11 protein-coding genes are annotated in these 13,326 nt (G+C 74.6%); 6 read left to right on the top strand and 5 right to left on the bottom strand.

From position 1 onward, the window contains the following. Nucleotides 1-298: 298 nt before the first annotated feature. On the top strand, nucleotides 299-1,018 hold the full coding sequence (locus tag ACIQVZ_RS32660; RefSeq protein WP_402454957.1) for a ComF family protein: 720 nt from the start codon (nucleotides 299-301) through the stop codon (nucleotides 1,016-1,018). A 61-nt stretch (nucleotides 1,019-1,079) separates the two neighbouring features. On the opposite strand, the gene ACIQVZ_RS32655 is transcribed toward ACIQVZ_RS32660, so the two are convergent. The 3 genes from ACIQVZ_RS32655 to mtrA all read right to left on the bottom strand — a co-directional run bounded on the left by ACIQVZ_RS32655 (nucleotide 1,080) and on the right by mtrA (nucleotide 5,695). Next, the gene (locus tag ACIQVZ_RS32655; RefSeq protein ID WP_402454954.1) at nucleotides 1,080-2,945 is read right to left on the bottom strand and encodes an LpqB family beta-propeller domain-containing protein; all 1,866 of its coding nucleotides are present in this window, start codon (nucleotides 2,943-2,945) and stop codon (nucleotides 1,080-1,082) included. Next, on the bottom strand, nucleotides 2,920-4,947 hold the full coding sequence (gene mtrB, locus ACIQVZ_RS32650; protein ID WP_350887628.1) for an MtrAB system histidine kinase MtrB: 2,028 nt from the start codon (nucleotides 4,945-4,947) through the stop codon (nucleotides 2,920-2,922). Before mtrB ends, ACIQVZ_RS32655 begins: the two co-directional genes overlap by 26 nt. A gap of 70 nt (nucleotides 4,948-5,017) precedes the next feature. After that, nucleotides 5,018-5,695, bottom strand: a complete 678-nt coding sequence (gene mtrA / locus ACIQVZ_RS32645) for an MtrAB system response regulator MtrA (protein ID WP_030247322.1) — start codon at nucleotides 5,693-5,695, stop codon at nucleotides 5,018-5,020. Nucleotides 5,696-5,983: 288 nt separating this feature from the next. On the opposite strand from mtrA, the gene ACIQVZ_RS32640 reads away from it, so the two are divergent. From ACIQVZ_RS32640 to ACIQVZ_RS32620, 5 genes are all read left to right on the top strand, one after another. Then, on the top strand, nucleotides 5,984-7,153 hold the full coding sequence (locus tag ACIQVZ_RS32640; RefSeq protein WP_402454951.1) for a glycerophosphoryl diester phosphodiesterase membrane domain-containing protein: 1,170 nt from the start codon (nucleotides 5,984-5,986) through the stop codon (nucleotides 7,151-7,153). A gap of 5 nt (nucleotides 7,154-7,158) precedes the next feature. Beyond that, nucleotides 7,159-7,818, top strand: coding sequence for a DUF4129 domain-containing protein (locus ACIQVZ_RS32635; protein ID WP_350887633.1), 660 nt, complete (start codon nucleotides 7,159-7,161; stop codon nucleotides 7,816-7,818). Continuing rightward, nucleotides 7,815-9,047: a DUF4350 domain-containing protein gene (locus ACIQVZ_RS32630; RefSeq protein WP_402454949.1), complete on the top strand. Its 1,233-nt coding sequence runs from the start codon at nucleotides 7,815-7,817 to the stop codon at nucleotides 9,045-9,047. Before ACIQVZ_RS32635 ends, ACIQVZ_RS32630 begins: the two co-directional genes overlap by 4 nt. Nucleotides 9,048-9,148: 101 nt before the next feature. Then, complete coding sequence (locus tag ACIQVZ_RS32625; RefSeq protein ID WP_350887643.1) at nucleotides 9,149-10,069, top strand: MoxR family ATPase; 921 nt, start codon at nucleotides 9,149-9,151, stop codon at nucleotides 10,067-10,069. Nucleotides 10,070-10,097: 28 nt separating this feature from the next. Then, the gene (locus ACIQVZ_RS32620) at nucleotides 10,098-11,408 is read left to right on the top strand and encodes a DUF58 domain-containing protein (RefSeq protein ID WP_402454947.1); all 1,311 of its coding nucleotides are present in this window, start codon (nucleotides 10,098-10,100) and stop codon (nucleotides 11,406-11,408) included. An 85-nt stretch (nucleotides 11,409-11,493) separates the two neighbouring features. On the opposite strand, the gene ACIQVZ_RS32615 is transcribed toward ACIQVZ_RS32620, so the two are convergent. Together ACIQVZ_RS32615 and ACIQVZ_RS32610 are read right to left on the bottom strand one after the other, a co-directional pair. Beyond that, on the bottom strand, nucleotides 11,494-12,639 hold the full coding sequence (locus ACIQVZ_RS32615; RefSeq protein ID WP_402455032.1) for an RNA polymerase sigma factor: 1,146 nt from the start codon (nucleotides 12,637-12,639) through the stop codon (nucleotides 11,494-11,496). An 8-nt stretch (nucleotides 12,640-12,647) separates the two neighbouring features. After that, complete coding sequence (locus tag ACIQVZ_RS32610) at nucleotides 12,648-13,055, bottom strand: YciI family protein (protein ID WP_371522806.1); 408 nt, start codon at nucleotides 13,053-13,055, stop codon at nucleotides 12,648-12,650. Nucleotides 13,056-13,326 lie beyond the last annotated feature (271 nt).

The raw sequence follows: 13,326 nt of genomic DNA, 5'->3' as shown, positions 1-13,326 counted from the left end.
CCCATCCACTGCCGGCCCCCCGCCCCCGCCGCCAGCGGCGGGAAACGACTGGCCCTCACCTCACTTCCTCCCCACCAGGGACGGTTGAAACCCCTTGGAGCTTTATCGAACACCTCACACGGGGTTTTCGCCTCCCCAGGCGCGGAGCCGGGTATGACCCGATACTGCGGGCGGGCGGTCAAGCTGTTGGACCCTGTCTACCCTCTTGCGAGTGAAGCACGGGTAAATACCTGGACAACACCCCCCGTACGGCGCATCCTTTGCTCACTCTCCGTGCCTGCCGTCGCCAGGAGCAGCCGTGCCACCACCCTCCGCCCCCACCCGTCCGCCGTCCGCCCAAGGGCCGTTCGGCCACGCACTGGCCGGACTGCTGGACGTCCTGGTGCCGGCCCGCTGCGCCGGCTGCGGTGCCGAACGCACCCAGCTCTGCCCGGCCTGCCGGCACGCGCTGGGCTCCACCCGGCCCGGCCCCACGCTGCTGCCCTGGGCGCACGCCGCCGCCCCGTACGCCGACCCCGTCCGGCAGTTGCTGCTCGCCCACAAGGAGCGCGGCGCGCTGCGGTTGGCGGGCCCGCTCGGCGAGGCGCTCGGCCGGGCCGTCCGCTCCGCCCTGGGGCCGCGCGCCGGGACCGCGCCGCTGCTGCTGGTCCCGATGCCCTCGGCCCGCTCCGCCGTCCGCGCCCGCGGCCACGACCCGACGCTGCGGCTGGCCGGGGCCGCCGCCCGCTCGCTGCGCCGGTGCGGCCTGGACGCCCGGGCCGAGCCGCTGCTGCGGCACGCCCGCCCGGTCGCCGACCAGGCCGGGCTGAGCGCGGCCGAGCGCCACCGCAACCTGCACGGCGCGCTCACCGTGCTGCCGCGCGCCCGGCGCGACCTGCTGGGCCGTCAACCGGTCCTGGTGGACGACCTGGTGACCACCGGTGCCAGCCTCGCCGAGGCGGCCCGGGCACTGGCGGACGCCGGACTGCCCGCCCGGGCGGGCGCCGCGGTCGCCGCGACCGCCCACCGACCCGGCTGAGGCGCCGAACGGCCCGACGGGGCATCAGGGATCGTGACGTCAGGCCGTGACCGGCGGGTTCCTAGCCCGCGTAGAAGAAGGACCCGGCCTTGTCGGCCAACTGGACCTCGCGCCACTGACTGCCGATCAGCCGGTAGATCGCGCCTCCGGCCGCCGCGAGCACCGACGGCGCCTGGGCCAGGACGTTGCCCCGGGACTCGGAGGCCGAGACGGTGAGCATGTTCTCGGCCTGCAGCGTGGTGTCGGCGCTCTGCGTGCCGTCGGTGCCGATGTAGTACAGCTGCTTGATCCGGTCGGCCTCCTTGCCGAGCACCAGCAGCTGGTCGGCCTCCGCCCAGGAGACCGAGGCGACGTCGGTGAGCGAGGGGGCCGCCCGGCGCAGGCCGGTGATCCGCGCGGTCGGCGCCTCCGGGGTGCCGCCGTGCACCACCAGGCCGAAGTACAGCGAGCGGCTGGGCACGCCCGCGGTCTTGACCACCAGGGCGGCCCGGGCGCCGTCCGAGGAGATCTTCAGGGCCTGCACGGTCTGCCCGTCCAGCCCCTCGACCGCGACGGGGTACGTCCGGTTGCCGCGGACCATCACCACCCGCGGGCCCTGCGGGTTGCGGTCCACCACCCAGAGGTCGCCGCGGCCGTCCCAGCTGGGCGAGGCGAGGCCGTCCTCCTTGTCGGCGGTCTTCACCGGCGAGGTGAGCACCGGGTCGGGCAGCGCCACCGCGCTGTCCGCCAGCGGCACCGAGTAGAGCTGGTGGCCGTCCCCGCTGATCGCGGCGGCCCGGGAGCCGTCCCGGTTGACGGCCATGGCGCCGAGCGGCGCCTTGCCGGCCGGCTGCGGCTTGCCGAGGACGCCGCGCACGGGCTCGCCGTTGCGCTGCTCGTCGGTGACCATCAGGAGGCCGTTGTCGGCGCGCTGGTAGTACTGCTGCGCGGGCAGCGGCCCGGCCAGGGCGCCGGGGCCGGTGGCCGGCAGGTCGTTGCGGCTGGCGAAGCAGTTGCCCCGCTGGCCCTTGAGCTCCAGCCGTTCGACCTGCCCCTTGCCCTGGTCGGCGAGGGTGTAGAAGAGCTGGGTCGCCATCCGCCGGCAGGACACCGGTTCGCTGACGTCCGCCCCGCCGAGCTGCACGTGGGCGATCCGGCCGTCGTCGACGCTCACCCGCTCGACGCTGACGCCGCTCGGGAAGGACGTCCGGGCGACCGGCGCGAGCCAGGTCGAGGGCCCGGCGACCAGGGCCTTGGCCGCGGCGGTCAGCGGGTCTGTCCGGCGCCGCAGGTAGATCGGGTCGGGGATCAGGACCTGCTGGCCGGCGCTCCCGGTGACGGTCGAGGACGGGTCCGGCGTGGTGTAGAAGTACCGGTCGACCTGGCGGTAGCTGTTGTTGAAGTTGGTCTCGTTCATGATCACTCCGGCCGGCAGCCGGTCGATCCGCCACTCGCCGTCCTTCTCCCGGACGAGGGTGAAGTCCGCCGAGACGTCCCGCTGCCCCTCGGCCAGGTACGAGTGCTTCTCGTCGATCCTGGCGATCAGCGACCCGGTCACCGTCGCGGAGACGCTGGTGTCGGTGTCGGCGATCTCCTGGCCGGCCGGGAGGTTCGGGGTGGCGGCGGAGAGCACCTGGATGCCGGCGTCCGGGTTCCAGTGCGCGGAGGCGTTCTCGGTGAGGTACTGACGCGCGGTCTCGTACCCCTCGTCGGCGGTCACCGCGTCCAGGAACCCGGTCAGCAGGGCACGCGGCTTGGCGCCCTTGGCCGGCGCCACCGGGTACACCTTGGCCTGCAGGTTCTTGTCGGCCGCACCCTGCGACAGCTCCACCCGGGAGATGCCGCCGGAATCCGGCATGGCCGCGCAGCCGCTCACCACCAGGGCGCCGAGCACCACGCCGGCCACCGCCGTGAACCGCGGCTCAGTCCTGCTGCTCGTCCTTCGCACGCTGCGACCCCTCCAGGTCCGTCCCGCCCGTCACGTCCGGCTCCGCCGTCCGCTGTGCCACCGACGGCCGTCCGGGCGTCGGGTCCACCATCACCTGGGCGCCGGTGGCACCGTACCCGGTCCCCGCCGTCCGAACGTCCGAGGGGTCCGCGCGCGGCCCTTCGGGCAGTCGGCGCTTGCCCAGGTCGGGGCCGATGTTCAGCACCCCGCCGAGCCCGCTGCCGAAACCGTTGACGGGCCCCTCCGGCGTCTCCGCCTGCTCCTCGGCCGCGGTCATCGCGGTCGCGCCGGGCGGGCTGATCGCCCGCCGGTACGGCACGCCGTAGGTGCCCAGGCCCCGGTTGTTGCGGGAGTCCTCCGGCTCCAGCCGGAACGGCGCCCGGCTGATCTCGCCGCCCCGGGTGCGCGGCAGGGTGAGCCGGAAGTGCGAGCCGCCGCCGGGCTCGCCCCAGGCCTGCAGCCAGCCGCCGTGCAGGTGCGCGTCCTCGACGGCGATGGACAGGCCGAGGCCGGTGCCGCCGGTGGTCCGCACCCGGGACGGGTCGGCCCGCCAGAAGCGGTGGAACACCCGGGACGCCTCGCCCGGCTTGAGGCCGATGCCGTAGTCGCGCACGCCGACCGCGACCGCGCCGTCGGCCGAGCCCAGCCGGACCACCACGTCGCGTCCCTCGCCGTGCTCCAGGGCGTTGACCACCAGGTTGCGCAGGATGCGCTCGATCCGGCGGGAGTCCACCTCGGCGACGACCGGCTCGCCGTCGCCGCGGATCACCACCGCACTGCCCTTGGCCTGGGCCAGCGGGTCGGCGGCCTCCACCACCCGGGCGACGATGTCGCGCAGGTCGACCGGCTCGCCGTCCAGGATCGCGGCGCCGGCGTCGAAGCGGCTGATCTCCAGCAGGTCGGCGAGCAGCGACTCGAAGCGGTCCAGCTGGCCCTGCAACAGCTCCGCCGAGCGGGCCGCCATCGGGTCCAGGTCCTCGCGGCTGTCGTAGATGAGGTCCGCGGCCATCCGGACCGTGGTCAGCGGGGTGCGCAGCTCGTGCGAGACGTCGGAGACGAAGCGCCGCTGCACCCGGGACAGCTCCTCCAGCTGGCGGATCTGGGCCTGGAGGGCGTTGGCCATCCGGTTGAACGACTCGCCGAGGCGGGCGATGTCGTCCGTACCGGTGACCTTCATCCGCTCTTCCAGGTGCCCGTCGGCGAGCCGCTCGGAGATGCCGGCGGCCATCCGGACCGGGGTGACCACCTGGCGCACCACGACCCAGGCGATGCCGCCCATCAGGATCACCACGAACACGCCGGCGGTCGCCAGGGTGCCGGTGATCAGGTCGAGGGTGTCGGTCTCCTGGCCGAAGGAGAACACGTAGAACATCTGGTAGCTGTTGCCGGCCGGGCCGGTGAACTGCATGCCGAGGGCCAGCCCGGGCTCGGTCCGCTCGTCCGCCCGGTGGATCCGGGCCGGCTGGTCGAACATCTGGCCGGGCTCGGAGTGGACCCTGTCCCGCAGGGTGTCGGGGACGCTGCTGGGCAGGATGTCGCCCGAGAAGCGCGGCGCGAAGCCGTTCTCCGGGACGATGGCGTCCGTGCCGGCGGCCATCGCGATCACCGAGTAGACGGTCTGCCCGCTCGCGGCCAGGTCGTTGACCTGGCGCAGCAGCCAGGTGCCGGTCTCCTCGATGGTGGGGTCGGGCGTGGCGCCGACCCGCAGCCGCTGGTCCTTCGCCTCGTCGATCTTCTTCAGTTCCGCCTGGAACCCGATCCTGGCCTGCTCGCGGGCGGCCGCCATCTTGGTGCCGAGCAGGCCGGTGCGCACCTGCGCCATCACGACCACGCCGAGCACCAGGACGACCGCGATGGAGGCGAGCAGCGAGACCGCCACCACGCGCAGCTGGATCGACCGGCGGTACAGCGCCGTCACCCGGCGCGCGGGCCGGCGCAGCTGACGGGTCAGCAGCGCGTACGCGGCCGCCCGGCGCCGGCGGCGGGTGGTCGAACTCAGCACGGACCCGCGAACCGCGTCGGCCCCGTCGGTCGCGGAACCCGACGGGGCTTCGTCAGCCAGGTGCGTCACGTCAGCTGGGTCCGGCCTTGTAGCCGACGCCACGGACGGTCACCACGATCTCGGGGCGCTCCGGGTCCTTCTCGATCTTGGACCGCAGGCGCTGCACGTGGACGTTGACCAGGCGGGTGTCCGCCGCGTGCCGGTAGCCCCAGACCTGCTCCAGCAGCACCTCGCGGGTGAACACCTGCCAGGGCTTGCGGGCCAGCGCGACCAGCAGGTCGAACTCCAGCGGGGTCAGCGGGATGCCCCGGCCGTCCCGCTTCACCGAGTGGCCGGCCACGTCGATCACCAGGTCGCCGATGGTCAGCTGCTCGGGCGTCGGCTCCTCGGCACGGCGCAGCCGGGCACGCACCCGGGCCACCAGCTCCTTGGGCTTGAACGGCTTGGTGACGTAGTCGTCGGCACCCGACTCCAGGCCCACCACGACGTCGACCGTGTCGGTCTTCGCGGTCAGCATGACGATCGGAATGCCGGACTCCGCCCGGATCTGCCGGCAGACGTCGATACCGTCCCGACCGGGCAGCATCAGGTCGAGCAGGACCAGGTCGGGCTTGGTCTCCCGGAACGCGGCTAGCGCCCTGTCCCCATCCGCGACGAAAAACGGCTCAAAACCCTCACCACGCAGCACGATACCGAGCATCTCGGCCAGTGCGGAGTCGTCATCAACGACGAGGACGCGTCCCTTCATGCGTCCATCCTCTCATTACCGGATTGTGACCTGCCGCACAGCAGTGCCAATGCTCCACAACGGCCAACTCTCCCCACCGGTTAATTCCGGCCATACCGGTCGAATGTGCCCGGCAGGAACGTCTCCGAACGGTCCGCGGCCCGCCGCCCGACCACCGGAAGGCCCCCGTTTCCGATCAGCGGCCGGATACCCACGGGGCCTCCCCGGGCCCCATGGCACGATGGGCGCTGCGCGCGGGCGAAAGATCCGCCCGGAACCGCGCCCGTGACGCCCCTCCGAGGAGCAGTGATGACCGACACTCCGGGGTGGGCCTCGCCCGGCTCGCCCGAGCCGCCCCGCGACGACGCCCGGCCCCCGGCCGACGCGCCCGCCGCCGTGCCCGGGCCGTCGGCACCACCGCAGGGCGCCCCCGCCCCCGACTGGAACGGCCAGCAGGCCCGGCCCGGCTGGAGCCGGCCCGCACCGGGCGGCCACCACCCCTACGGCTGGGGCGCTCCGCAGAGCCCCAAGCCCGGCGTCATCCCGCTGCGCCCGCTCGGACTTGGCGAACTCCTCGACGGCTCCGTCGCCACCATCCGCAAGCACTGGCGGACGGCCCTCGCCCTCTCCCTCGGCATCGCCGTCGTCGAGCAGGCCGGCAACGTCGCCGCCGAGCTGCTGGTCAAGGGCAAGACCGGCCCCGCCACCCAGGTGACGACCATGCTGGCCTCGATGCCGCTGACGGTGCTGCTCGGTGTGCTCGCGACCGCGCTGCTCACCATGGTCGTCAGCCGCGCCGTCCTCGGGCAGTCCGCGAACGCCGGGGACGCCTGGCGCGACGCCCGCCGCCGGCTGCCGCAGCTGCTCGGGCTGACCCTGCTCACCGGCCTGATGTCCGGCGGCGTGGTGCTGCTCGGCTTCAGCCCCTGGTACTTCTACGCCTCCGGCTCGGCGGGCACCCCCGAGACGGAGGCCCTGCTCTTCCTCGTCGGCATCCTGACCATCCCGGTCGGGTTCTGGTTGTGGATCCGGTTCAGCCTGGCCGCCCCCGCCCTGATGCTGGAGAAGCAGGGCGTGCGGACCGCGCTGTCCCGCTCCCGGCGCCTGACCCACGGCTCCTGGTGGCGCATCTTCGGCATCTCGCTGCTCGGCGAGGTGCTGACCCTCATCGTCGCCATGGTCATCGCGATCCCGTTCCGCTTCGCCGGACTCGTCCTCGGCTTCAGCGACCTCGACCGCCAGGTCGACCTCAGCGCGGCCCACGAGCCCACCGCGATGCTGATCACCACCGCGATCGCCGGCATCATCGCCGCCACCCTCACCATCCCCTTCCGGGCCGCCCTCGGCGTCCTCGTCTACGTGGACCAGCGGATCCGCCGCGAGGCCCTGGACATCGAACTCGCCCGCGCCGCCGGCCTCGCCGAGCCCGGCGCCACCGGCTGGGGCGACCAGGCCGGCCGACCCCCCGCGAGGCGCTGACCCGGATGCCTACCTGGGGGGACAGGCTCCTCGTCGCGGGCGGCGCCCCGGTCACCGTCCCGCGTGACCCGGCCCGCGACGCCGCCCGCGACGAGCTGCTCAACGCCGAGTACCACAAGCACGACCCGAGCGTCCTGGAACGGGTCATGACCTGGCTCAACGACCACATCACCGACGCGCTCGACAGCATCTCCGGCAGCGGCACCAGCGGCACCACCGGTCTGGTGCTCTTCCTGATCGTCGCCGTGCTGATCGGCGCCGCCCTCTGGTGGCGCCTCGGCGCGCCGCGGCGCGCGGCCCGCACCGTCCTCGACGTCTACGGCGTCGAAGGACCGCGCGGCGCCGGCCAGTACCGGGCCGACGCCGAACGGCACGCCGCCGCCGGGCACTGGAACGAGGCCGTCCGCGCGCAGATGCGAGCCCTGGTCCGGGCCCTGGAGGAACGCACCCTGCTCGACGTCCGCCCCGGCCGCACCGCCGACGAGGCCGCCACCGAGGCCGGCCGGGCACTGCCCGACCACGCCGCCGCCCTGGCCGCCGCCGCCCGCACCTTCGACGACATCGCCTACGGCGAGCGCACCGCCGACCAGGCCGCGTACCAGCTGCTGCGCGAGCTCGACCGGACCCTGGAACGCGCCCGCCCGGCCCTGGGAGGAGCGGCATGACCAGCACCACCCCCGCGCCGCCCGCGCCGCAGCCGCCCGCCACCCCTGTCCCCGATGGGACGGCCACGACCAGCCTCGCCCCCACCAGCCGCGGCCTCTGGCGCCGGGCCCGCTGGTACCTGCTCGTCCTCGCCATCCTGCTGATCGGCGCCACCGCCGTGGCCGCCCTCGGCCAGGACCGCCGTTACCCGCCGCTCGACCCGCGCTCCTACGACCAGGACGGCAGCCACGCCGTCCTCGCGCTGCTCGAACACCAGGGCCTCAAGACCGACCTCACCACCGACCTCACCGGCCACCCGGGCGGCGCCGACACCCTCGTCCTGCCCGAGCCCGACCTGCTCGGCCCCGCCGAACTGCGCGCCATCGCCGCAGCCCGGCACAGCCGGCTCGTCCTCATCGCCCCCGGCCCGGCCGCACTCAGCGCCCTGGCCCCCGGCATCCGCCCCTCCGACGAGGACGGCGGACCCTCCTACGCCTCCGTCCGCAGCACCGCCGCACAGTGCCCACTCACCGAGGCCGTGCGGGCCGGCAGCGCCGAGATCGGCGGAATGCTCTACACCAGCGGCAGCCGCGGCGCCGGCTGCTACCCGCGCGGCCACGGCTACCCGCTGGTCAGCGCCCCGACCGCCGGCGGCGACGTCATCGTGCTCGGCACCGGCACCTTCCTGCACAACGAGCAGCTCGCCAAGGACGGCAACGCCGCGCTCGCCCTCGGCCTGCTCGGCTCCCAGCCCCGCCTCACCTGGCACCTGCCCGACTACAGCGCCCCGCTCGCCCAGGGCACCCGGGACAAGACCTTCGGCGACTACATCCCGGACGGCTGGCGCTGGGCCGGCTACCAGCTCGCCGCCGCCGCCGTCCTGACCGCCCTCTGGCGCGGCCGCCGACTCGGCCCCGTGATCAGCGAGAACCTGCCCGTGGTGGTCCGCGCCGCCGAGACCACCGAGGGCCGCGCCCGGCTCTACCGCCGGGCCAAGGCCCGCGGCCGCGCCGCCGAGGCCCTGCGCCGGGCCGCCGCGCACCGCCTCGCCCCGGCCCTGGGCGTCCCGCTCCACGCCGGCGCGCCCGACCCCGACACCCTCTGCGCGGCCGTGGCCGACCGCCTCCCCGAGCAGCCCGCCGGCGACGTCCGGGCCCTCCTCTTCGGCCCGCCCCCGACCGACGACACCGCACTGCTGCGGCTCGCCGACGACCTCGACGCCCTCGAAAGGCAGGTACGGAACCCGTGACCGAACAGGCCACCGCCACCCCGTCCAGCACCCCCGGCGCGGCGGCTGCCACCCCGGGCACCCCCGACACCGCCGCCGACCCGCGCGCCGCGCTCACCGCCCTGCGCGCCGAGATCGGCAAGGCCGTGGTCGGCCAGGACGCCGCCGTCACCGGCCTCGTCGTCGCCCTGCTCTGCGGCGGCCACGTCCTGCTGGAGGGCGTCCCCGGCGTCGCCAAGACCCTGCTGGTCCGCACCCTGTCCACCGCGCTCAACCTGGACACCAAGCGCATCCAGTTCACTCCCGACCTGATGCCCGGCGACGTCACCGGCTCCCTCGTCTACGACGCCCGCACCGCCGAGTTCTCCTTCCAGCCCGGCCCGGTCTTCACCAACCTGCTGCTCGCCGACGAGATCAACCGCACCCCGCCGAAGACCCAGGCCGCCCTGCTGGAGGCCATGGAGGAGCACCAGGTCACCGTCGACGGCGTGCCGCGCGCGCTGCCCGTCCCGTTCCTGGTCGCCGCGACCCAGAACCCGGTCGAGTACGAGGGCACCTACCCGCTGCCCGAGGCCCAACTGGACCGCTTCCTGCTCAAGCTGGTCCTGCCGCTGCCCGACCGGGACCAGGAGTTCCAGGTCCTGTCCCGGCACGCCGCCGGCTTCGACCCCCGCGACCTCGCCGCCGCCGGCGTCCGCCCGGTCGCCGGGCCCGCGCACCTCGCCGCCGCCCGCGAGCAGATCGCCAAACTGACCGTCTCCCCCGAGATCCTCGCGTACATCGTCGACCTCTGCCGGGCCACCCGGCAGTCCCCGTCGCTGTCCATCGGCGTCTCCCCGCGCGGTGCCACCGCCCTGCTGGCCGCCTCCCGCGCCTGGGCCTGGCTCGCCGGTCGCGACTACGTCACCCCCGACGACGTCAAGGCCCTGGCCCTGCCCACGCTGCGGCACCGCGTCGCGCTGCGCGCCGAGGCCGAGATGGAGGGCGTCACCGCCGACTCCGTCATCCAGGCCGTCCTCACCCAGACGCCCGCCCCCCGCTGAACCGCCCGTTCCCGAAGGAGCGCACCGCATGGCCCTCACCGGGCGAACCGCCCTGCTCGCCGCGCTCGGCACGCTCGTCGTGGGCCTGTTGCTGCCGTCCTGGGCCGGGATCGGCCTCGTCACCGGCACCGTGCTGCTCGCCGCCGTGATCGACCTGGTGCTCGCCGCCCCCGTCCGCAGCCTGGAACTCGGCCGGGGCGGCGACACCACCGTCCGGCTCGGCGAACCCGCCTCCGTCGAACTGACCGTCACCAACCCCTCCGGGCGGCCCCTGCGGGCCCGGATCCGCGACGCCTGGGCCCCGTCCGCCTGGCGGCCGGGCACCGCCGAGGCCGCCTCCCGGCACACCCTGCACGTCCCCGCCGGCGAGCGGCGGCGGGCCGTCACCGTGCTCACCCCGACCCGCCGCGGCGACCACCACGCCCGGCGGGTGACGGTCCGTTCGCTCGGGCCGCTCGGCCTGGCCGGCCGCCAGGGCTCGCACCACCTGCCCTGGACGGTCCGCGCCCTGCCCCCGTTCAACAGCCGCAAGCACCTGCCCTCCCGGCTCGCGCGGCTGCGCGAACTCGACGGCCGCACCTCGGTCCTGACCCGGGGCCAGGGCACCGAGTTCGACTCCCTGCGCGAGTACCTGCCCGGCGACGACGTCCGCTCCATCGACTGGCGGGCCAGCGCCCGCCGCAACACCGTCGCCGTCCGCACCTGGCGCCCCGAACGCGACCGGCACATCCTCGTCTTCCTCGACACGGGCCGCACCTCCGCCGGCCGGGTCGGCGACGCACCCCGCCTCGACGCCGCCCTCGACGCCGCCCTGCTGCTCACCGCCCTCGCCACCCGCGCCGGCGACCGGGTCGACCTGCTCGCCCACGACGCCCGCAAGCGCGTCGCGGTCGCCGGCAGCTCGCCCAGCGAGATCCTGCCGGCCTTCACCCACGCGATGGCCTCCCTCCAACCGGCCCTGCACGAGACCGACATGCGCTCACTGGTCGCCACCGCCCTCAAGATGGCACCGCACCGCTCGCTGATCGTCCTGCTCACCGGGCTCGACACGGCCCCGGTCGAGGACGGCCTGCGCCCGCTGCTGCCGCTGCTCACCAAGCGCCACGAGGTCGTCCTGGCCTCCGTCGCCGACCCCCACCTGGACGCCCTCGCCGCCGGCCGCGGCACCCTGGAAGCCGTCTACGGCGCCGCCGCCGCCGAACAGACCCGCGCCGACCGCCGCGCCACCGCCGACCTCCTCACCCGCCACGGCGTCACCGTCCTCGACGCCTCCCCCACCCAGCTCGCCCCCGCCCTCGCCGACACCTACCTCGCGCTCAAGGCCGCCGGCCGCCTCTGAGCCTCGCCGTACGGGCGGTGCCGTCCCTTGGTCCCATCCCCGCGACGGGCAGGCCGTGGTGACGCCGCGCCACCTGTTCGGTCCGTCAGTCGGACCGACGGGAGTTGAGCCGGGCGGCCTGGCGCACGAGGTGGTCGCGCTCGGCGAGGTTGGGGGCCTGGTGGGCCGCCTCGGCGTACAGCCGGGCCGCCGTCTCCAAGTCGCCGTCGCGCTCGTGGAGGTACGCCGCCACCGCCGTGTGGCGGGGCAGCGAACCGTCCAGCTCCCCGAGCGCCGCCAGCCCGGCGCGCGGCCCGTCGGCCTCACCGACGGCCACCGCGCGGTTGAGCCGGACGACCGGGCTCTCCGTCAGACGGGCGAGCTCGTCGTACCACTCGACGATCTGCACCCAGTCGGTCTCCTCCGCGCTGGGCGCGTCGGCATGGAGGGCCGCGATGGCGGCCTGGGCCTGGAACTCGCCCAGCCGGTCGCGGCCCAGGGCCGCTTGCAGGATCCCGACGCCCTCGGCGATCAACCCGGTGTCCCACCGGCCACGGTCCTGCTCGGCGAGCGGCACCAGGCTCCCGTCGGACGCGGTCCGGGTCCCGCGCCGGGCATGGTGGAGCAGCATCAGCGCGAGCAGCCCCGCCACCTCGGGGTGGTCGATCGCCTCCGCGAGCTGTCGGGTCAGCCGGATGGCCTCGGCGGCGAGGTCGACGTCCCCGGAGTAGCCCTCGTTGAAGACCAGGTAGAGGACGCGCAGCACGGTGGCGACATCGCCGGGCCGGTCGAACCGCACCCCCGAGACGGTCCGCTTGGCCCGGCTGATGCGCTGGGCCATCGTCGCCTCGGGCACCAGGTAGGCCTGGGCGATCTGGCGGGTGGTCAGCCCGCCCACCGCGCGCAACGTGAGCGCGACCGCCGACGACGGCGTCAACGACGGGTGCGCGCACAGGAAGTAGAGCTGGAGCGTGTCGTCCACCGCGGACGCGGGCCCCGGCTCCGGTTCCTCCTCGACCCGGTCCTCGCGTCGGCGGCGGGCCGCGTCCGCCCGGGCCCCGTCGAGGAACCGGCGCCAGGCCACGGTGACCAGCCAGCCCTTCGGGTCCCGCGGCGGATCGGCCGGCCAGACGCGGACCGCCTCGACCAGGGCGTCCTGCACGGCATCCTCGGCCGCCGCGAAGTCGGCTCCGCGGCGGACGAGGATACCGAGCACTCTCGGCGCGAGGCTCCGGAGCAGGACTTCGTCCACCGGGAAGGTCACTCGGTGACGGTGGGCGGCGCGGCCAGGAACGGACGCAGCTCCAGCCACTCGTGGATCGGCCGCCCGCCCGCCCCGGGAGCGGCCGACAGTTCCCCGGCCAGCTCGACGGCGCGCTCGTAGCTGTCGACGTCGATCACCATCCAGCCGGCGATCAGGTCCTTGGTCTCGGCGAACGGGCCGTCGGTCACCGGCGGGCGCCCCTCGCCGTCGTACCGGACGAACGTCCCCTCGGGGGCGAGCGCCTGGCCGTCGACGAACTCGCCGGTCTTCTCCAGCCGGTCTGCGAAGTCCTGCATGTACTTCACGTGCGCCGAGATCTCCTCGGGCGTCCATCGGTCCATGGGCACGTTGTTGACCGGAGCCGGGGCGCCTCGGTAGTGCTTGAGCAGCAGGTACTTGGCCATGATGTTCTCCTCGGTGCTGGTGCGACCCATTGTGGCCGCGCTCACCCCGGGGACGGAGCCCGCCACGGGTTCTCGACATGGCCGGCCGAACTTTTTCGAACTTTCGTGGGGACCCTGGTGGGAACCGTGGGGAGGTGCTCCCACGGCCCGGAAACGCAAAGAACCCCCATCCGGTTTCCCGGATGGGGGTTCTCTGTGAATGATTGTTCGGCGGCGTCCTACTCTCCCACAGGGTCCCCCCTGCAGTACCATCGGCGCTGTAAGGCTTAGC

Origin of the sequence: Kitasatospora sp. NPDC098663 (assembly GCF_044760075.1) — a bacterium.
Taxonomy (GTDB): Bacteria; Actinomycetota; Actinomycetes; order Streptomycetales; family Streptomycetaceae; genus Kitasatospora.
The sequence above is the reverse complement of the archived record's forward strand: the minus strand, read 5'-3'. Positions and strand labels throughout refer to the sequence as shown.

Coding starts and splice junctions, on each gene's coding strand:
- mtrA (WP_030247322.1), bottom strand. CDS start 5,695: ATGAAGGGACGCGTCCTCGTCGTTGATGACGACTCCGCACTGGCCGAG.
- ACIQVZ_RS32640 (WP_402454951.1), top strand. CDS start 5,984: ATGACCGACACTCCGGGGTGGGCCTCGCCCGGCTCGCCCGAGCCGCCC.
- ACIQVZ_RS32635 (WP_350887633.1), top strand. CDS start 7,159: ATGCCTACCTGGGGGGACAGGCTCCTCGTCGCGGGCGGCGCCCCGGTC.
- ACIQVZ_RS32630 (WP_402454949.1), top strand. CDS start 7,815: ATGACCAGCACCACCCCCGCGCCGCCCGCGCCGCAGCCGCCCGCCACC.
- ACIQVZ_RS32620 (WP_402454947.1), top strand. CDS start 10,098: ATGGCCCTCACCGGGCGAACCGCCCTGCTCGCCGCGCTCGGCACGCTC.
- ACIQVZ_RS32610 (WP_371522806.1), bottom strand. CDS start 13,055: ATGGCCAAGTACCTGCTGCTCAAGCACTACCGAGGCGCCCCGGCTCCG.